At 59.7% G+C, this 17,758-nt stretch carries 19 protein-coding genes and 2 tRNA genes; 6 read left to right on the top strand and 15 right to left on the bottom strand.

Annotated elements, in window-relative coordinates; genetic code table 11:
* Positions 1 to 133: 133 nt before the first annotated feature.
* The 8 genes from murB to ACOYXJ_RS17320 all read right to left on the bottom strand — a co-directional run bounded on the left by murB (position 134) and on the right by ACOYXJ_RS17320 (position 6,988).
* Positions 134 to 1,153, bottom strand: coding sequence for a UDP-N-acetylmuramate dehydrogenase (gene murB / locus ACOYXJ_RS17355; RefSeq protein WP_460370664.1), 1,020 nt, complete (start codon positions 1,151 to 1,153; stop codon positions 134 to 136).
* Positions 1,150 to 1,614, bottom strand: a complete 465-nt coding sequence (locus tag ACOYXJ_RS17350) for a low molecular weight protein-tyrosine-phosphatase (protein ID WP_102900035.1) — start codon at positions 1,612 to 1,614, stop codon at positions 1,150 to 1,152. Before ACOYXJ_RS17350 ends, murB begins: the two co-directional genes overlap by 4 nt.
* Positions 1,614 to 2,378, bottom strand: a complete 765-nt coding sequence (kdsB, locus tag ACOYXJ_RS17345) for a 3-deoxy-manno-octulosonate cytidylyltransferase (protein WP_150793143.1) — start codon at positions 2,376 to 2,378, stop codon at positions 1,614 to 1,616. Before kdsB ends, ACOYXJ_RS17350 begins: the two co-directional genes overlap by 1 nt.
* Positions 2,375 to 2,560 (bottom strand): Trm112 family protein, encoded by a 186-nt coding sequence (locus ACOYXJ_RS17340; protein ID WP_003174668.1) that lies wholly within the window; start codon positions 2,558 to 2,560, stop codon positions 2,375 to 2,377. Before ACOYXJ_RS17340 ends, kdsB begins: the two co-directional genes overlap by 4 nt.
* A 21-nt stretch (positions 2,561 to 2,581) precedes the next feature.
* Entirely contained in the window at positions 2,582 to 3,592 is a 1,011-nt protein-coding gene (gene lpxK / locus ACOYXJ_RS17335; protein WP_460370661.1) for a tetraacyldisaccharide 4'-kinase, read from the bottom strand.
* Complete coding sequence (locus ACOYXJ_RS17330) at positions 3,592 to 4,020, bottom strand: ExbD/TolR family protein (RefSeq protein ID WP_420646504.1); 429 nt, start codon at positions 4,018 to 4,020, stop codon at positions 3,592 to 3,594. The genes lpxK and ACOYXJ_RS17330 overlap by 1 nt, the downstream gene beginning before the upstream one ends.
* The gene (locus tag ACOYXJ_RS17325) at positions 4,017 to 4,652 is read right to left on the bottom strand and encodes a MotA/TolQ/ExbB proton channel family protein (protein ID WP_038364506.1); all 636 of its coding nucleotides are present in this window, start codon (positions 4,650 to 4,652) and stop codon (positions 4,017 to 4,019) included. The genes ACOYXJ_RS17330 and ACOYXJ_RS17325 overlap by 4 nt, the downstream gene beginning before the upstream one ends.
* Before the next feature lie 101 nt (positions 4,653 to 4,753).
* A complete protein-coding gene (locus ACOYXJ_RS17320) occupies positions 4,754 to 6,988 on the bottom strand; it encodes a DNA internalization-related competence protein ComEC/Rec2 (RefSeq protein ID WP_460370658.1) in 2,235 nt (744 codons plus the stop codon).
* A gap of 136 nt (positions 6,989 to 7,124) precedes the next feature.
* On the opposite strand from ACOYXJ_RS17320, the gene ACOYXJ_RS17315 reads away from it, so the two are divergent.
* Positions 7,125 to 7,643, top strand: a complete 519-nt coding sequence (locus tag ACOYXJ_RS17315; protein ID WP_007908202.1) for a DUF2062 domain-containing protein — start codon at positions 7,125 to 7,127, stop codon at positions 7,641 to 7,643.
* A gap of 147 nt (positions 7,644 to 7,790) precedes the next feature.
* On the opposite strand, the gene ACOYXJ_RS17310 is transcribed toward ACOYXJ_RS17315, so the two are convergent.
* The 4 genes from ACOYXJ_RS17310 to ACOYXJ_RS17295 form a co-directional block, all read right to left on the bottom strand.
* Positions 7,791 to 8,570 carry an ABC transporter permease gene (locus ACOYXJ_RS17310; protein WP_007908200.1) on the bottom strand — a complete coding sequence of 260 codons (780 nt, stop codon included), beginning with the start codon at positions 8,568 to 8,570 and terminating at the stop codon, positions 7,791 to 7,793.
* The gene (locus ACOYXJ_RS17305; RefSeq protein WP_460370655.1) at positions 8,567 to 9,499 is read right to left on the bottom strand and encodes an ABC transporter ATP-binding protein; all 933 of its coding nucleotides are present in this window, start codon (positions 9,497 to 9,499) and stop codon (positions 8,567 to 8,569) included. The genes ACOYXJ_RS17310 and ACOYXJ_RS17305 overlap by 4 nt, the downstream gene beginning before the upstream one ends.
* Before the next feature lie 123 nt (positions 9,500 to 9,622).
* Entirely contained in the window at positions 9,623 to 10,246 is a 624-nt protein-coding gene (locus ACOYXJ_RS17300; protein ID WP_460370653.1) for a glutathione S-transferase family protein, read from the bottom strand.
* Between the two features lie 43 nt (positions 10,247 to 10,289).
* Positions 10,290 to 10,949, bottom strand: coding sequence for a transglutaminase-like domain-containing protein (locus ACOYXJ_RS17295; RefSeq protein WP_460370651.1), 660 nt, complete (start codon positions 10,947 to 10,949; stop codon positions 10,290 to 10,292).
* A gap of 248 nt (positions 10,950 to 11,197) precedes the next feature.
* On the opposite strand from ACOYXJ_RS17295, the gene ACOYXJ_RS17290 reads away from it, so the two are divergent.
* Both ACOYXJ_RS17290 and ACOYXJ_RS17285 read left to right on the top strand, forming a co-directional pair.
* Positions 11,198 to 13,645 (top strand): acyl-CoA dehydrogenase, encoded by a 2,448-nt coding sequence (locus ACOYXJ_RS17290; RefSeq protein ID WP_460370649.1) that lies wholly within the window; start codon positions 11,198 to 11,200, stop codon positions 13,643 to 13,645.
* A gap of 74 nt (positions 13,646 to 13,719) precedes the next feature.
* A complete protein-coding gene (locus tag ACOYXJ_RS17285; RefSeq protein ID WP_102900043.1) occupies positions 13,720 to 14,127 on the top strand; it encodes a PA2817 family protein in 408 nt (135 codons plus the stop codon).
* Positions 14,128 to 14,237: 110 nt separating this feature from the next.
* Here ACOYXJ_RS17285 and ACOYXJ_RS17280 read toward each other — a convergent pair whose 3' ends face one another.
* A complete protein-coding gene (locus ACOYXJ_RS17280) occupies positions 14,238 to 15,236 on the bottom strand; it encodes a LysR family transcriptional regulator (protein ID WP_460370645.1) in 999 nt (332 codons plus the stop codon).
* A gap of 90 nt (positions 15,237 to 15,326) precedes the next feature.
* Here ACOYXJ_RS17280 and ACOYXJ_RS17275 point away from each other — a divergent pair, with 90 nt between their 5' ends.
* The 3 genes from ACOYXJ_RS17275 (at position 15,327) to ACOYXJ_RS17265 (ending at position 17,454) form a co-directional block, all read left to right on the top strand.
* Positions 15,327 to 15,953, top strand: a complete 627-nt coding sequence (locus ACOYXJ_RS17275; protein ID WP_102900045.1) for an alanyl-tRNA editing protein — start codon at positions 15,327 to 15,329, stop codon at positions 15,951 to 15,953.
* Between the two features lie 90 nt (positions 15,954 to 16,043).
* Positions 16,044 to 16,814: a 2OG-Fe(II) oxygenase gene (locus tag ACOYXJ_RS17270; RefSeq protein WP_095120600.1), complete on the top strand. Its 771-nt coding sequence runs from the start codon at positions 16,044 to 16,046 to the stop codon at positions 16,812 to 16,814.
* A gap of 1 nt (position 16,815) precedes the next feature.
* On the top strand, positions 16,816 to 17,454 hold the full coding sequence (locus ACOYXJ_RS17265) for a LysE family translocator (RefSeq protein WP_460370642.1): 639 nt from the start codon (positions 16,816 to 16,818) through the stop codon (positions 17,452 to 17,454).
* A 128-nt stretch (positions 17,455 to 17,582) separates the two neighbouring features.
* Here the strand turns inward: ACOYXJ_RS17265 and ACOYXJ_RS17260 are convergent.
* A tRNA-Gly gene (locus ACOYXJ_RS17260) sits at positions 17,583 to 17,658 on the bottom strand.
* Positions 17,659 to 17,660: 2 nt separating this feature from the next.
* Positions 17,661 to 17,736, bottom strand: a tRNA-Glu gene (locus tag ACOYXJ_RS17255).
* Positions 17,737 to 17,758: the final 22 nt, after the last annotated feature.

Here is a 17,758-nt window from a genome sequence, read left to right as displayed (position 1 = left end):
AACGTCTGCACCGGGCCTTTGGTGGAGCAAATGACGGCTATCGTTAGCTCGCTAAGTTAACCCAGCGTTAACAAAAAAGCCCTGCACTTTTTTATCAGTGCAGGGCTTCGGATGGCTTTTTGAAAGCGTAGCCTCAATAGCGGTTAGGCTCCATTTCCAGCTCGACATTGAAACGTTCGGCAATGTCTTTCTGGATGCGTTGCGCCAGATCGAGCAGTTGCAGACCGGTCGCCGTGCCGTAATTGACCAGCACCAGTGCCTGCAATTTATGCACGCCGGCATCGGCCTCACGGAAACCCTTCCAGCCAGCGCGCTCGATCAACCAGCCAGCAGCCAGTTTCATCTGCCCGTCCGGTTGCGCGTAAGCCACCACATCCGGATGCTGCGCTTTGATCTGCGCGACGATGGCCGCCGACACCAGCGGATTCTTGAAGAAGCTGCCGGCATTGCCGAGCACTGCCGGGTCCGGCAGTTTTTCACTGCGGATGCTGCAAATCGCGCGACTGACATCGGTCGGCGTCGGCTGCTCGATGCCCTGCTCGGTCAGGCGCTGGCGCACCGGGCCGTATTCCAGATGCAGGTGCGCGACGCGGTCGAGGGTAAAACGCACGCGCAGAATCAGCCAGCGTCCCGGCTGTTGCTTGAACAGGCTGTCGCGGTAGGCGAAGTTGCATTCTTCGAGTGTAAAGTCGCGCAGTTCGCCGGTCTGGCGATCCAGCGCGGTGAGCCCGGCAAATACATCCTTGATCTCGACACCGTAGGCACCGATGTTCTGCATTGGCGCAGCGCCGACCGTGCCGGGAATCAGGCTGAGGTTTTCCAGTCCGGAAAAACCCTGCGCCAGGGTGTATTGCACAAACGGATGCCAAGGCTCGCCAGCTTCAGCTTCGATCACCACACGGTCGCCGTCATCGCTGATCACGCGGATGCCACGGGTGGCCATGCGCAATACCAGCGCCGGAATGTCCGCCGTCAGCAGCAAATTGCTGCCGCCGCCGATCACCAGCAACGGCACATCGTGCGCGGTGGCATACGCCAGCGCCTCACGGACATCGGCATCGCTGTGGGCTTCGGCGAACAGTTGCGCGCGCACATCGACGCCAAAACTGTTGAACGGTTTCAGGGAAACCTGCGGTTGCACCTGCAAACTCATAACCGGCCCTTCACTTCGATCAACAATTGGTCACAAGCCGCTTCGATCAGATCCAGCACCTGCTCGAAACCCTGATCGCCGTCGTAATACGGATCCGGCACTTCATCGACCAGCCCGGCATAGCGGCGCAGAAACAGGTCCAGCTCGGCTTTGCCGGTGGACGGCTGCAACGCCTTGAGGTTGCGCAGGTTACTGTTGTCCATCGCCAGAATCAGGTCATAACTGGCGAAATCGGCACGGCTGACCTGCTGCGCGCGTTGCGCCGACAGGTCATAACCGCGCACTTTGGCCGCGGCCTGGCTGCGTTTGTCCGGCGGGTTGCCGACGTGCCAGTCACCGGTGCCGGCGGAAGCCACTTCGACTTGATCAGCCAGCCCCGCTTCACGCAGTTTGTGCCGCAATACGCCTTCGGCCGTGGGCGAACGGCAAATGTTGCCCAGGCACACAAACAGAACGCGCATCAGGCCCCCAGCAGGCGACGAACGCGCTCAAGGTCTTCGGCAGTGTCGACGCCGGTTGGCGGCGCGATCAGCGCATCGGCGACATGAATGCGTACGCCGTGCCACAGGGCACGCAGTTGTTCGAGCGATTCAGTGTTTTCCAGCCAGCACGGGCCCCAGCTCACAAAATCGTGAAGGAAACCGGCGCGGTAGGCATAAATGCCGATGTGACGACGGTACGGCACACCTTCGGGCAATTGCTCGCGGCTCTTGGCAAAGGCATCGCGCGCCCACGGCAAGGTCGCACGACTGAAGGTCAGCGCCAGACCGTTGAGGTCGCTGACGACCTTGACCACGTTCGGGTTGAACAGGGTGTCGACGTCTTCGATCGGCTCGGCCAGCGTGGCCATACGCGCTTCGGTATGGGCAGCCAGATTGGCGGCAACCTGATCGATCACGCTCGGAGGGATCAGCGGCTCGTCACCCTGCACATTGACCACGATGGCGTCAGGCTCAAGGCCCAGTTTCGCCGCGACTTCGGCCAGACGGTCGGTGCCGGAGTTATGATCTTCACGGGTCAGCACCACTTCGGCGCCAAAGGCCTGGCAGGCCTCGACGATACGCGCATCGTCAGTGGCAACCACCACACGAGTGGCGCTGCTTTTGCTCGCCTGTTCCCAGACGTGCTGGATCATCGGCTTGCCGGCGATGTCCAGCAGCGGTTTGCCCGGCAAGCGGGTCGAGGCGAAACGCGACGGGATGACAACGGTGAAGGCAGTGGTCATTTATCCAGACGCTCGTCGGTGGTCAGGGTGCGGGCTTCGCTTTCGAGCATCACCGGGATGCCGTCTCGGATCGGATAGGCCAGACCAGCACCCTTGCTGATCAGTTCGGTCTTGTCGGCGCTGAGCTTGAGCGGGCCTTTGCAGATCGGGCACGCGAGGATGTCGAGCAATTTGGTGTCCATGAACTTTCCCTGATAAATGAGTTAAGGCAAAAGCCGATCGGGCAACAGGCGCATCAGCTGTGTGTCGAACCAGGCCACGAAGGCCGGCGACGGCACGGCATCGACCGCCAGATACCACCAGTCGGCAGCAGCGAAGGCACGGCACTTCACCGCGTCCTTTTCGGTCATCACCAATGGCAATGACGGTGTGAAATTCAAGGCCTGCACGCTGTATTCGGCGTGGTCGGCAAACGCATGGGGGACTGCGCGCCAGTCTAGCGCTTCGAGGGTATTGAAGAAACGTTGCGGATTGCCGATCCCGGCGACGGCGTGGACGCTCTGACCCGGCGGAAAATGCTCGAGCGATTTGCGCTCGCCACTGCGCAGATTGACCAGCGCGGTGGGTTGCAGACGAAAAGCGAAACCGTCGTCGCGATCTTCGGTGGCACCGTTGAACAGCACGCCGTCGACGCTTTGCAGGCGTTCGATCGGCTCGCGCAAAGGCCCGGCGGGCAGGCAACGCTTGTTGCCGAGGCCGCGAGCGGCGTCGATCAACACCAGCTCCAGATCCCGCGCCAGACGATAGTGCTGCATGCCGTCATCGGAGAGGATCAGATCCAGCGGTTCGCTGGCGAGCAAGGCTTTGACGGCGGCGCTGCGATTGGGGTCGATCATCAGCGGCACGCCGGTGCGCTGGACGATCAGCAGCGGTTCGTCGCCGGCGATATCGGCGGTTTGATCGGCCTCAACACGCCACGGCAGCTGTGGTGGTTTGGCACCGTAGCCACGGCTGACCACGCCGACACGCAAACCGCTGCGTCGGCAATGTTCGATCAACCAGAGAATCATCGGCGTCTTGCCGGTGCCACCGACGGTGATATTGCCAACCACGATCAACGGCACCGGCGACTGATAAATCTCGCCTTCGCCATCGAGAAAGCGCTGGCGTTTACCCACCACCACGCGGCGATACAACATTTCCAGCGGCCGCAGCAGCGTCAGGGCCGGATGCCCCTGATACCACGCGGCGAGCAAACGATCAGACAGGCTCATCAGGATTTGGGCGCCGCCTCGACCGTGGTCATGCGCAGATGGCTGAAACCGAGCTTGCCGGCCGCGTCCATGGCGGTGATCACGGATTGATGCTGCGTCTTGCCGTCGGCACTGATCGACAACGGCATGTTGGTGTCACCGTTGGACTCTCTCTGCATGGCTTCCATCAGGGTCGCCAGATCGTTCTTCGGCAGAATCTTGTTGTTCACCGAAAACACGCCTTCGGCGCTGATGGCCACGTCGATCTGCTTGAGCTGCTGGTCTTCGGCCGGGGAGCCGCTGACCGCTTCCGGCAGGTCAACGCGCAACTGGGTTTCGCGAGTGAACGTGGTGGTCACGACGAAAAACAGCAGCAGAATGAACACCACGTCGATCAGCGACGCAAGGTTGATATCGATGGTTTCCCGAGGCTTGCGACGGAATTTCACACCCGGCCCTCGGCCAGATCGACGTCACGATCGCCCTGCACTACCTCAACCAGTTTGATCGCTTCCTGCTCCATGCCCACCACCAGTTCATCGATGCGGCGTTGCAGGAACCGGTGGAAGAACACTGCCGGGATACCCACCATCAGGCCTGCTGCAGTGGTGATCAGCGCCTTGGAGATACCGCCGGCAAGGACCGAAGCGTTGGTGGTCATGCCGGAACCGGTGAAGGCGCTGAATATGTCGATCATGCCCAGCACCGTGCCCAACAGACCCAGCAGCGGCGACATGGCAGCGATGGTACCCAGCGCATTGACGTAGCGTTCGAGCTCGTGAATAACCCGGGCGGCAGCCTCTTCAATGCACTCTTTCATGATCTCGCGACCATGCTTGGAGTTGGCCAGGCCCGCCGCGAGGATTTCCCCCAGCGGCGAATTGGCGCGCAATTCCTTGAGTTTTTCTTTATTGAGCTGCTTGTCCTTGATCCACACCCAGACCTGGCCCAACAGATGCTCGGGGGTGACGCGACTGGCGCGCAGGGTCCACAGGCGCTCGGCGACGATCGCCATGGCCGCGATGGAGCTCAGAATGATCGGCAACATCATCCAGCCGCCGGATTTGACCAATTCCCACACAGTGACAGTCCCCTCGAAAAAGTGCGCCACTTTACCATACCGATCCGCGATTAAGACCCGCCGCTCCGACGACCGTGACACCCCATTCGCCCATATGCCGATCAGCGGGCCAGCGCGGGCGGATCACGCCAGAAACGGCGCTGATGACGCATCGTCATTGGCGGCGTGAAGGTGCCCAGTTGCAGATGAATGGCGCCTTGCTCGGCGCTGTCGTAAATGTGCAGGCCCAGTTTGCGGTAACGCGCCATCACGGTTGGGTGGGGATGGCCAAAGGAGTTGCCATGGCCTCGGGAGATCAGCACAGACTCCGGCTTCAAGACTTTGAGCAGCGCCATTGACGATGAACTGCGGCTGCCATGATGAGGCGCTTGCAGCCATTGCGTCGGCACGGCCAGTGGACTGTCGAGCAGCACGCGTTCGGCGTGGGTGTCGATGTCGCCGGTCAGCAGCAGGCGCTCGCCATTGGCCTCGATCTGCAATACGCAGGAACGCTGATTGCTGTCGCGGGCGTCCGACCATTGCCAGAGTTGAAAACGCACGCCGTCCCACTGCCATTGCTGCCCACTAGCACAGGCTTCGGCACCCAACTGCGCGGGCAGTCCCGCCGGGTCGCCGCTGATCACTTGATCGACGGTCAAACCACCAGTAATCGCCAAAGCGCCGCCAGCGTGATCGGCGTCCGCATGGCTGAGCAGCATCAAATCGAGTTTTTCCACATTGAGTTTGCGCAACGCGGGCAGCACCACCCGCTCGCCGAGATCGAAATCGCCAAAGCGCGGTCCAGCGTCGTAAAGCAACGTGTGATGACGGGTGCGGATCAGGATGGCCAGGCCTTGACCAACATCAAGTTGCCAGATATCGGCCACCCCTTCATCCAGGCGCTCGCGTGGCGGCACAACCAATAGCAACAGCAATGGCCAGCCCAGCGCACGCATCGGCACGCCGCGCGGCAACAGCAACAATACGGCACCGAGGCTGCCGAGCAACCAGACCCAACCCGGCACGGCGGCGGCTGTCCATGCCGGCCACTGCCCGGCAATCACCGCCAAAGCGCTAAACAGCACGTCGATCAAACCGCCGGCCAGCCACAAAAGACCTTCCCCGACATGCGGCACCGGCAACATCAGCGTGCCGAGCAGTGCCGGCGGCAACACCACGAGGCTGACCCAAGGCACCGCCAACAGATTTGCCAATGGCCCGCTCAGGCTGATCGGCAGATTCAGTGCCAGCAACACCGGGCACAGACCGATGGCTATCAACCATTGCGCCCGCGTCCAGGTTTGCCACCAACGCCACCCACCCAAGCGGCCACCAAAGGTAAAAATCAACACTGCTACGGCCGTAAAGGACAACCAGAAGCCGGGGCGCAGGCTGGCCAGGGGATCGAGCAAAAGCACCGCATTGAACGCCAGCAACAACGGCCACCACGCACCAAGATGACGAAAGCGCAGGCGCCACAACAGCACCAGCCCGACCATCACGCAGGCGCGCTGTACCGGTACGTCGAAACCGGCAAGGAGGCCATAACCGAGCGCAGCCGCGAATGCCAGGCCGCAGGCCCACGGCAGCCAGGGCCAGCGCAGCGGCCACAGGCCAAAGCGGGCCAAGCCGGCAACCAGCATGTACATCACCGCCGCCAGCAAGCCAATGTGCTGACCGGAAATCACCAGCAAGTGCACGGTGCCGGTATCCTGCAAAATCTGCCAGTCCTCGCGACTGAGTCCCGAGCCATCGCCCAGCACCAGCGCCGCCAATGCCCCGGCCCGCCCCTGTGCGTCCACCTCGAGCAAACGCTGCCGAATACTGTCGCGCCAGGCCCAGCGTGCCTCGCTCAGGCGTTGGCCGTCCTTGATCGTGCCGGTCACACCGATGCGTTGCGCCAGTAGCCACGCCTCGTAATCGAAAGCGTCCGGATTGAGCAAACCACCGGCACGCTTGAGCTTGACCGCCAGACGCCAGCGCTCGCCGCTGTTGACCGGCGGCCCGCCGTACCAGGCCAGGCGCATCAGGGGTGGCAGTTTTTCGTGACGGGAGAGCGTATCAGCCAATTCGAAACGCACCACGCCGTCGCTGTTCTGCGGCAACCCGACCACCCGCCCTTCAACCCACCGGGTTTCGCCATCCAGCCCGGCCGGCAAACGGTCATTCAACGCCCACTGCGCACCGACACTGGCCCACGTGAAGCCAAACAGCAAAAACGCCAACGGATAGCTGCGAAACGGCAGCAGCATCAAAGCCACAACCGGCAACAACAGCAGCAACCAGACCGGCGGTAATGCCGGCATAAAAACCGCGACCAGCAGACCGACTGCGAGCGCCATCATCCCTGTGCGCATAAGCCCGTCCTTGAGAGTTCCACACTTAGGCATAGCGGGTGTCGGGCACGTCCGTCGTCAACAATTGTCACAAAGTCTGAATGGGCGCTTCGTAGAATCCAGACATACTTGCCGCCTTAACCGACCGAGAAGCCTTATGCCCCGGCGCTTATTCAAACGTTACATGCCCGACCCGACGAGCATCAGGGAACACAAATCCTTACGCTTTCTCGGCAAGTTGCTGCATGACCCGAACCTCTGGCACCTCAATCGTCACTCGGTCGCACGGGCGATGGCGGTCGGCCTGTTCGCCGCATTCCTGCCGATTCCGGCGCAGATGCTGGTGGCCGCCGCACTCGCCGTCATGGTGCGGGGGAACATGCCGATTGCAGTCAGCCTGGTGTGGCTGACCAATCCGATCACCATGCCGGCGGTGTTCTTCTGCACTTATCAGGCTGGGGCGTTTTTGATGGACGTGCCCGCCCGGCATCTTCCGGATGAGCTGACCTGGGAATGGATCAGCGGCGAATTGTCGACGTTGTGGCAGCCGTTTCTGCTCGGCTCGGTGGTGGTAGGGCTGGTGCTTGGCGCCCTCGCCTATTGCCTGGTGATGATGTATTGGCGCTGGTGGGTCGCGCGGCAATGGGCGCGGCGCAAGAAAAGCCGCATGCGCTGAATGCAAAACGGCCTCCGCAGTGGGAGGCCGTTTTGATTTGTGGCGTTTGCATTCGCGAGCAGGCTCGCTCCCACACTGGATCTTTGTTGTGCCGAAGATCCCCTGTGGGAGCGAGCTTGCTCGCGAAGCAGTCGACTCGGTCTGGAGTCAGGTACGCATCCCGCGCCCACTCACCAGCAACCGTGCACAACCGAGGTACAACACAACGGTCGCCACCAGCATAAAGGTGATCGCGATGCCGATGCGGATATCCGACACACCGAGAATGCCGTAACGAAAAGCGTTGACCATGTGCAGCACCGGGTTGGCCAACGAAACGGTCTGCCAGAACGGCGGCAGCAAGGTGATCGAGTAAAACACCCCACCCAGATACGTCAGCGGCGTCAGCACAAAAGTCGGGATGATCGAAATATCATCGAAGTTGCGCGCAAACACGGCGTTGATAAAGCCCAGCAGCGAAAAGATCGTCGCCGTCAGCACCACCACAAGGATGGTCACCCCGAGGTGATGCACCTGCAGATGGGTGAAGAACAGCGACAGAATCGTCACGATCACGCCAACCATCAGCCCACGCAACACGCCGCCAATGGTGAAGCCGATCAGAATCGTGTGCGGCGATACCGGCGACACCATCAATTCCTCGATCGAACGCTGGAACTTGCTGCCGAAGAAACTCGACACCACGTTGCCGTAGGAGTTGGTGATCACCGACATCATGATCAGCCCCGGCACGATGTACTCCATGTAAGTGAAGCCACCCATGTCACCGATCTGGCGACCGATCAGGTTACCGAAGATCACGAAGTACAAAACCATGGTGATCGCCGGCGGCAGCAGCGTTTGCGGCCAGATCCGCGTGAAGCGTTTGACCTCGCGGTAAACAATGGTCTGCAGGGCGACGAGGTTGGGACGGAATTCGGAACTCATACCGCCACCTTCGACAGATTTTTCTCCACCAGGGACACGAACAGCTCCTCGAGGCGATTGGTTTTGTTACGCAGGCTCAGCACTTCGATGTTCTGCTGCGCCAACTGGGTGAACAACGCCGTGATGCCCATGGATTTGTCGACCTGGACTTCGAGAGTGTGGCCGTCGATCAACCGGGCCGGATAGCCGAGCAATTGCGGCGCGGCGTGCAAGTCGTTTTTCAGGTCCAGCAGGAAGGTTTCCACGTGCAACTGGCCCAGCAATTGTTTCATGCTGGTGTTCTCGACGATGGTGCCGTGGTCGATGATGCCGATGTTGCGGCACAACTGCTCAGCCTCTTCCAGATAGTGCGTGGTGAGGATGATGGTGATGCCTTTCTGGTTCAGTTCGGTGAGGAACGTCCACATCGAGCGACGCAGCTCGATGTCGACGCCTGCGGTCGGTTCATCGAGGATCAGCAGACGTGGTTCGTGTACCAGCGCACGAGCGATCATCAAGCGCCGCTTCATGCCGCCGGACAACGAACGCGACGGCACATCGCGCTTGTCCCACAGGCCCAGTTGGGTCAGGTACTGCTCGGCGCGTTCCTTGGCGATCTTCGCCGGAATGCCGTAGTAACCGGCCTGGGTCACGACGATGTCGAAGGTCTTTTCGAACTGGTTGAAGTTGAATTCCTGGGGCACCACGCCGATCGAGCGCTTGAGCTGCGCAGGATTCTTGTCCAGGTCATGACCGAAGATATTCACGCTGCCGCTGGTCTTGTTGACCAGGGTCGAGAGAATGCCGATGGTCGTGGATTTGCCGGCTCCGTTAGGGCCGAGCAAGGCGAAAAAATCACCTTCGGCGACGTCCAGATCGATACCACTCAAGGCCTGGAACCCGTTGCCGTAGGTTTTGGTTAGCTGCCGGATGGACAGAGCGGAACTCATATCTGATTTACGCACCATTGAAAGAAAAAAGGAGACGGCGGCGAAGGATCGAACCGCAGCGCAAGTGCGCAATGGTGCTTGCCGCCGCCGTACAAGTACAGTCAAGTGTGTCGATAGTAGGTATTAAGTCAACGCGGTCATGACGGCTTTCTGGTAGGCCGGACGCTGCTTCAGGCGCTTGTACCAGGCTTGCAGATGCGGTTGCGGGGCGCGTTCGATGGGCATCTCGAACCAGGCATAAATGAAACTGCCGAGCGGAATATCACCCATGCCGATGTCTTTTCCGGAAAGATAAGGCTGACTGGCCAAGGCATTGTCGGCCATGCTCAGCAGCTCATTGCATTCCTTGATCGCGGCGTTGATCGCGGCCCAGTCCTGCTTGTCCGCCGGCGTGCGCAACACGCCCCAGAACACCGTGCGGAAGGGACCGGCAAAACTCGACGTGGTCCAGTCCATCCATTTGTCGGCGATGGCGCGAGCTTGCGGATCGGCCGAATACCAGTTGCTGTCGGGCGCATGCCTGGCCAGCAGATAGCGAACGATGGCGTTGGATTCCCACAGCACAAAACCGTCGTCCTCGATCACCGGCACCCGACCGTTCGGATTCATCGCCCGGTACTCAGGAGTGTCGACTACGCCGAATGCGCCACCGGCATCGATCGCCTCGTAAGCCAGACCGAGTTCCTCGGCGGCCCACAACGGCTTCCTGACATTCGATGAGTTTTTCCGTCCCCAGATCTTCAGCATGACCGCCTCTTTTCAAATGAGTGGGCAGGCAGCATACGCCGGATCAGACGCGGCTCAAATCACTCTGCATATCGCCCAGCAATGGCGGCTGCTGATCGGTGAACAGGTGCGGATAGCACTTTTGCAGATGCTCGAAGAAGAACGTTTCCGGGACATCGGCGAATGGACCGTGATCGACCAGATACTCCATCAACTGCGCACCGTCGCGGTTGAACGGGTGGAAAACGCTGTCGTTGATACCGTCGAACTCAAGCGGCGCGACATTGAACAACTCGCAGAGCTTCTGGTTGAACGCCGGTGTTGCCTTGATCCAGCGATCATTGAGAAAGAACTCGGTATAGCCGTGCATGGCGAACATATCGCTTTTCAGCAACTCGAGCAGACGCGGGGTCGACAGGTGATTTTTCACATCGGCCAGACCGATGCGCGCCGGGATCCCGCAATGCCGCGCGCAACCCGCCAGCAGCGTGGCTTTCGGTACGCAATAACTCTCCCCCGTCGCCAACGCATAGCTGCCACGCAAGGTCTGCGGATCGCGACTGAAGGTGTAGGGGTTGTAGCGCACCGCCTCACGCACGGCGTAATAAAGACTGATCGCCTGCTCGAGTGGATCGCGGCTGGCACCCCGATGTTGTTCGGCGAACTCCACCACCGCCGGGTGGTCACTATCGATGAAGCGGCCGGGACTCAGATACTCGTGCATGACGACAATCTCCTGGGTGAGCCCCGAGTCTAGCGACAGCTTCAGCACAGAGATAACGACGTTTCGGCCAAACTTGGACGCAAAGACGCGGGATCGGCGAACGATTTCCCACACGTGTTGCCCACCGAACCTACGAAAACCATCCGGGGTTTCCCACGATTTCAATCACCTTGCTCTGACCACCCGCTTTTACAGATGCCGTCTAAGCTCTGGAGGGTCGATTTGCCTTGGTTCACGGAGGACTGAATATGCTGTTGTTGTGGATACTGGTTTTGATCGTTGGCGTGGCGTATCTCGCCCACCGGCGCATCGCCCCGCTGCCTGCGTTGGGCATTGTTGCCGTCTACTTGTTGGCGATGGGTATTTTCAGTCACGCGCCGGGCTGGTTATTGGTGATCTTGTGGGTCTTGCTGGCGGTGGTCGCTGCACCGTTGCTGCTGCCTGACCTGCGCCGCAAACATTTCACCGCGCCGCTGTTCAACTGGTTCCAGAAAACCCTGCCGCCGATGTCGCAGACCGAACGCGACGCGATCGACGCCGGTACCGTGTGGTGGGATGGCGAGCTGTTCAGCGGCCGTCCGGACTGGGACAAACTGCTGGCCTATCCGAAAGTACAACTCACTGACGAAGAACAGGCGTTCATTGATGGCCCGACCGAAGAACTCTGTGCCATGGTCACCGACTGGCAGATCGGCCAGTCGATGGACCTGCCGGCCGAAGCCTGGACGCACATCAAGGAACACGGCTTTTTTGCCCTGATCATTCCGAAAGAATTCGGCGGTAAAGGCTTCTCTGCATACGCGCACTCGCAAGTGGCGATGAAACTGGCCACCCGCAGCGGTGACCTCGCCTCCACTGTCATGGTGCCGAACTCACTCGGCCCGGCCGAACTGCTGCTGCATTACGGCACCGACGAACAACGCAACCACTACCTGCCGCGTCTGGCCCGGGGCGATGACATTCCGTGCTTTGCCCTCACCGGCCCGCTCGCGGGTTCCGATGCCGGGGCGATGCCCGACACCGGGATCATCTGCAAAGGTCAGTGGGAAGGTCAGGAAGTCATCGGCCTGCGCCTGAACTGGGAAAAACGCTACATCACCCTCGGCCCGGTCGCGACTCTCCTCGGCCTGGCTTTCAAGGCCTATGACCCGGAACATCTGCTGGGCGACAAGGAAGACCTCGGCATCAGCCTGGCGCTGATCCCGACCGATACCGCCGGCGTGGAAATCGGTCGTCGTCACCTGCCACTGGGTGCTGCGTTCATGAACGGCCCGAACTCCGGCAAGGATGTGTTCATCCCGCTGGACTTCCTTATCGGCGGTCAGGAAATGCTCGGCAAGGGCTGGATGATGCTGATGAACTGCCTGTCGGTCGGCCGTTCGATCTCGTTGCCAGCCGTCGGTACCGGCGCGGCGAAATTCACCAGTCTGGTCACCGGCCAGTACGCGCAGATTCGCGAGCAGTTCAATGTGCCGCTGTCGGCCTTCGAGGGTATTCAGGAAGCCATGGCGCGCATCGGCGGCAACGCATGGATGATGGATGCCGCGCGGATGCTCACTGCCAACGCGGTGGACCTGGGCGAAAAACCTTCGGTGCTGTCGGCAATCCTCAAGTATCACCTTACCGAGCGCGGCCGTGAGTGCATCAGCCACGCCATGGATGTGCACGGCGGCAAGGCGATCATCATGGGCCCGAACAACTACCTCGGGCGCAGCTGGAACGGTGCGCCGATCTTCATCACCGTGGAAGGCGCGAACATCCTCTCGCGCAACCTGATGATCTTCGGTCAGGGCGCGATTCGCTGCCATCCGTTTGTGCTCAAGGAAATGGCGCTGGCGGGGCGTGAGGACAAGGATCAGGCGCTGAAAGAGTTCGACGGCTTGCTGCTCAAACACATCGGTTTTGCCGTGAGCAACGCCGCCAGTACGCTGGTGCTGAACCTCGGCTTCGGCCATTTCGAACACGCGCCGGGCGACAAGATCAGTCAGGGCTACTTCCGCGCACTCAATCGTCAGGCAGCGGCATTCGCCATGCTCGCCGACTTCAGCATGATGCTGCTCGGCGGCGAGTTGAAACGTCGTGAACGTCTCTCGGCACGTCTGGGCGATGTATTGAGCAACCTGTATCTGGCCTCTGCCGCGCTCAAGCGTTATCACGATCTGGATTCGCCGGCGTACATGGAGCCGCTGTTCCGTTGGGCGATGGAAGAAAGCCTCGGCCAGTCGGAACGGGCGCTGGATGAATTGCTGCGCAACTTCCCGAACAAAGTGTTTGGCTGTCTGTTGCGCGCCATCGTATTCCCGTTTGGTCGTCGTCACAAAGGCCCGTCGGACAAACTCGGTGCCGAAGTGGCTGGCGTCATTGGTCGCGCCAAGGGTGATCCGGCGCTGGAAGAACTGCTTGCCGGTTGCTATCGCCCGCAGTCGGCAGACGATGCCGTCGGCGCGCTGCAACACGCCAGCGATCTGCTGAATGCCGCGCAGCCGTTGCACAAAAAACTGCACACCTCGCTGAAAAGCGGTCAGGTCAAACCGGTCGCGGGCGAACACGCCATCGATGCCGCGCTTGAAGCTGGAGTATTACAACCGGTGGAAGCGCAGAGTCTGCGCGATGCCGAAGCGGCGCGACGCAAGGTGATCGATGTCGATGATTTCGACAAAGAGGAGTTGATGCTGGCAGAGGGCAAAGTCCGCTGATCCTGACAACCATGTCCAAGAGGGCGCAGGAGCTTTATACTCCCGCGCCCGTTTTGCTCTTGAGGACTTATCTCGTGTCCAACGTCGTTGCCGATCATCTTGTATTACTCGACCACCTGCGCAGCATCCTGGTCGCCGTAGGTGAGGCCGAACAGGTTCCCGAAGAAAGCCATGCCCTGTTCCTGGAGCGCTTCGACGAACTGCTCGCATCGCTGCCGATCGATCCGATCGAAAGCCAGTACTTGGGCCAGGACATCCTGACTCAAGTGATTAGCCGTTACCCGCAGATCGCCCACCTGATCCCGCGCGATCTGCTGTGGTTCTTCGCCGGTGACTGCCTGCACTACCTGTCCGATGAAGAGATCGACATGTATCAGGCCCTGGAAGAACGCCGTTACGAAGCCGAACAGAACGATGAACCGTTCGACTGGAATCAGGAAAAACAGCTGCTGGCGATGTCCGCTCAGGACAGCAAGCACTGATTTAACTGTTTGGTTGAAAATCAAAAGATCGCAGCCTTCGGCAGCTCCTACAGTGGACTCACGCAATCCCCTGTAGGAGCTGCCGAAGGCTGCGATCTTTTGCTTCTGCGTTACAGCAATCCCTCGCTTTCCGGTAATTCATACGCCATGGCTGCGTTACTCGCACCACCTGACTTGCCCGGCTTGCTCAAGGTCGGCTCTTTCTGCAGACACTCCACCAGATAGTCGATAAACACGCGCAACTTGGGAGGCAGATAGCGCGTCGGCGAATGCAGCAGCCACAGTCCGCCGTGATAGGACGCCAGAAAGGTCCAGTCCGGCAGCACCTGCACAATCAACTTCTGCTCAAGTGCGTAACGGGCAGTGAAATACGGCAGGCTGCCGATGCCGATGTGCTGCAACACCGCACCCAATCGCACACCGGTGTGATTGGCGGCATAGCGACCGCGCACACCCACCGTCACTGCCTTGCTGCCTTTCTTGAATTTCCAGCGTGCGTCGCTGGGGGTCTCACCCAGATAAATACAGCTGTGATTGAGCAAATCATGAGGGTGAGTCGGGGTGCCGTGCTCGGCCAGGTACTGCGGCGTGGCACAGAGCAAATGATCGATGGTCAGCAATTGCCGCCCGACCAACCCGGCCGGTGGTCGATCCGTAATACGAATGGCCAGATCGACATGGTCGTCGATCAAATCGACCTGGCGATCTTCCAGTAGCAACTCGACATCAACCTTGGGATAACGCCGCAGAAACTCTGGCATGTGCGGATGAATCACAAACCGCCCGACTGCTTTTGGCACGCTGACCCGCACCAGCCCTTCCGCTTCATGGGTGAACTGGCCACTGATTTCCATCACTGACTTGGCCGCGCTTACCATCTCCTGACAACGCTTGAATACCTCTTCGCCGCCATCACTCAAACGCAGCTTGCGCGTAGTGCGCTGCAACAGTCGCGTAGCCAAGGCTTTTTCCAGCCGCGAAATACTGCGACTGACCGCCGACGGCGATGAACCCATTTGCCGAGCCGCTTCAGAAAAGCTGCCGGTCTCCACGACCTTCACGAAGATTGCCATCTCACCAAGCAGCGGGAGCGGAAGATTTATGCTCACAGCGCACAAGTCCTTTGATGTTTTAACGGATTATCACGTTATTACACGATTCATATAATAAAAATAGAAATTTAAATTAGGGCATGGAATATGACGCTTCGCCTCTTTTTCCATAGTGATGACCTCAAGGCTAATGTAGAAGTCCTCGACTGCACGCCCCACGAGAACGAATTTGCCGTGGTGCTGCGCGCCACTCTGTTCCATCCGCAAGGGGGTGGACAGCCCTGCGATACCGGCTGGATCGATGAGAGCCAGGTATTACGCGTCGTACAGGAACCGGACCGGATCGTTCATTACGTCGACCGCCCGGTAAAGCTTGGCATGACTTGTATCCGGGTCGATGGAGAACGCCGCAGCTTCAACACCCGTATGCATTCGGCCGGCCACCTGATCGGACATTTCGTTCAGGCCATGGGCTGGATGCCGATCAAGGCACACCACTGGCCGGATGAAGGTCGAGTGCAATTCAAACCCGGCGATGCTGCGCAGGAAGTCGACACCGAGACCGTTCAAACCGGGATCGACCACTGGATCGAGCACGACCTGCCCCGCCTGACCTCGCTACGCGAAGGTGCGCGGGAAATCGGTTTTGGTGAACTGCCCGCCTATGGCTGCGGCGGCACCCATGTACGTAGCCTGAAGGATCTGGGCACAGTCACGATCGCGTCCCTTTCGCAGAAGAAAGGCACGTTGTCCGTCCACTACAGCGTGGATTGAGCATTTCGGGCGCTGCCTCACGCAGCGTCCGACGCCGGGGGAACCGCATTCGCCGGTTCCGTTGACTATCGATAGATGGACCTAAAAACAATGATGCTAGACGTCGAGCGTCTCGATGAGACGTGCATAAAAAAACTGGCCAACGAAGAAGTCCTCGCCATCCGCGTCAAAGGTTTTCTGCCTGAGCCGCTGGCCATTCAGATTGGCAACAAAATTCTTGCTCCAGGTTTTGAGGGTTACATCAACGCACCGAGCATCGGCCGCATCGGCATGGCTTTTTATGAGGCGGAAAACCAGCCGTTACTGATCGAAGACTACTTCGAACGCGCCACCAGCAACATCGCGGAACTGCGCAATCGCTGCGCCCCCTATTCCTCACCGATCGATACCTTGCGCTGCATGCTCGACGAATCCTGGCCGGCCGGCGCACACCTGGAAAATCTCTACGGCCGGAAAATGTATGTCGGCCTGTCGCGAGTAGTGAAACCCGGCGTGTGCTTCCTCGCCCATCACGACATCTTCGCCAAGGACGCCCCGGACAGTTTCCAGGCCCGCAGCCTGGAGGCGCAGTTCGCCTGCAACGTCTATCTGAACATGCCCACCGAGGGCGGTGCGCTGCAGATGTGGGACGACGACATCACCCCGGATCAGTTCGACGAGATGCGTGGCGACAGTTACGGCATCGAACCGGCGCTGCTCGGCCCACCCGCGCTGGAAGTCCGACCGCAACCCGGCGATTTCATCATGTTCAATTCGCGTCGCATGCACTCGGTGACCCCGGGCGTGGCAGATCCGCGCTTGAGCCTTTCCTTTTTTGTCGGCTATCGCGGCAATGCTTCACCCCTGACCTACTGGAGCTGAGATGTATTCGAATTATCTGGGCGAGTTTCTGGCGCTGGCTACTATTCACTTCCTGGCTGTGGTTGCTCCCGGCCCGGACTTCGCGGTGACTATTCGCCAAAGCGTACGCTTCGGCCGACTGGTGGGTATCTGCACGGCGCTGGGTATTGGCGCGGGGATTTCCGTACACGTGCTGTACACGCTACTGGGCGTGGGGGCATTGATGCACACGACCCCTTGGTTGTTGACCGTCGCCAAAGTGATCGGCGGTGCTTACATCCTGTATTTGGGTATCAGTCTGCTGCGCAGTAAACCCAAATCGGCCCTTGAAGGTGAGAAAAACAGTGAGGAGCCGGTGGTTGCCCAAACCTTGTTCAAAGCCTTCAGCACCGGTTTTCTGACCAACGCAACCAACCCCAAGGCCACGCTATTTTTCCTGGCCATTTTCACAACGATCATCAGCGCCGAAACCCCTCTGCAAATCCAGGCGTTATATGGTTTGTGGATGTGTTTTGTAAACGCGCTGTGGTTCGTGATCGTGGCGCTGTTTTTCTCGAGCAGCAAAGTACGCCTGCTGTTCATGCGCATGGGACATTGGTTCGAACGCACCATGGGCGTGGTGCTGATTCTGTTTGCCGGCCGCCTGATGCTATCCTGGTAGGCAGACGCAAAACGCAAAAAGGCCCGCCGAATCGCTTCGACGGGCCTTTTTCTGCATGACCTGATGGCACAACCACACATCACGCGCATACAAAAACGCCGCTCTATTGAGCGGCGTTTTTGTGAATATGGAGCGGGAAACGAGACTCGAACTCGCGACCCCGACCTTGGCAAGGTCGTGCTCTACCAACTGAGCTATTCCCGCAATGGCGTCCCCTAGGGGACTCGAACCCCTGTTACCGCCGTGAAAGGGCGGTGTCCTAGGCCACTAGACGAAGGGGACACAGGCTACAACTTTCACTAAT

Source organism: Pseudomonas sp. Tul2A7, assembly GCF_054790505.1.
The sequence above is the reverse complement of the archived record's forward strand: the minus strand, read 5'-3'. Positions and strand labels throughout refer to the sequence as shown.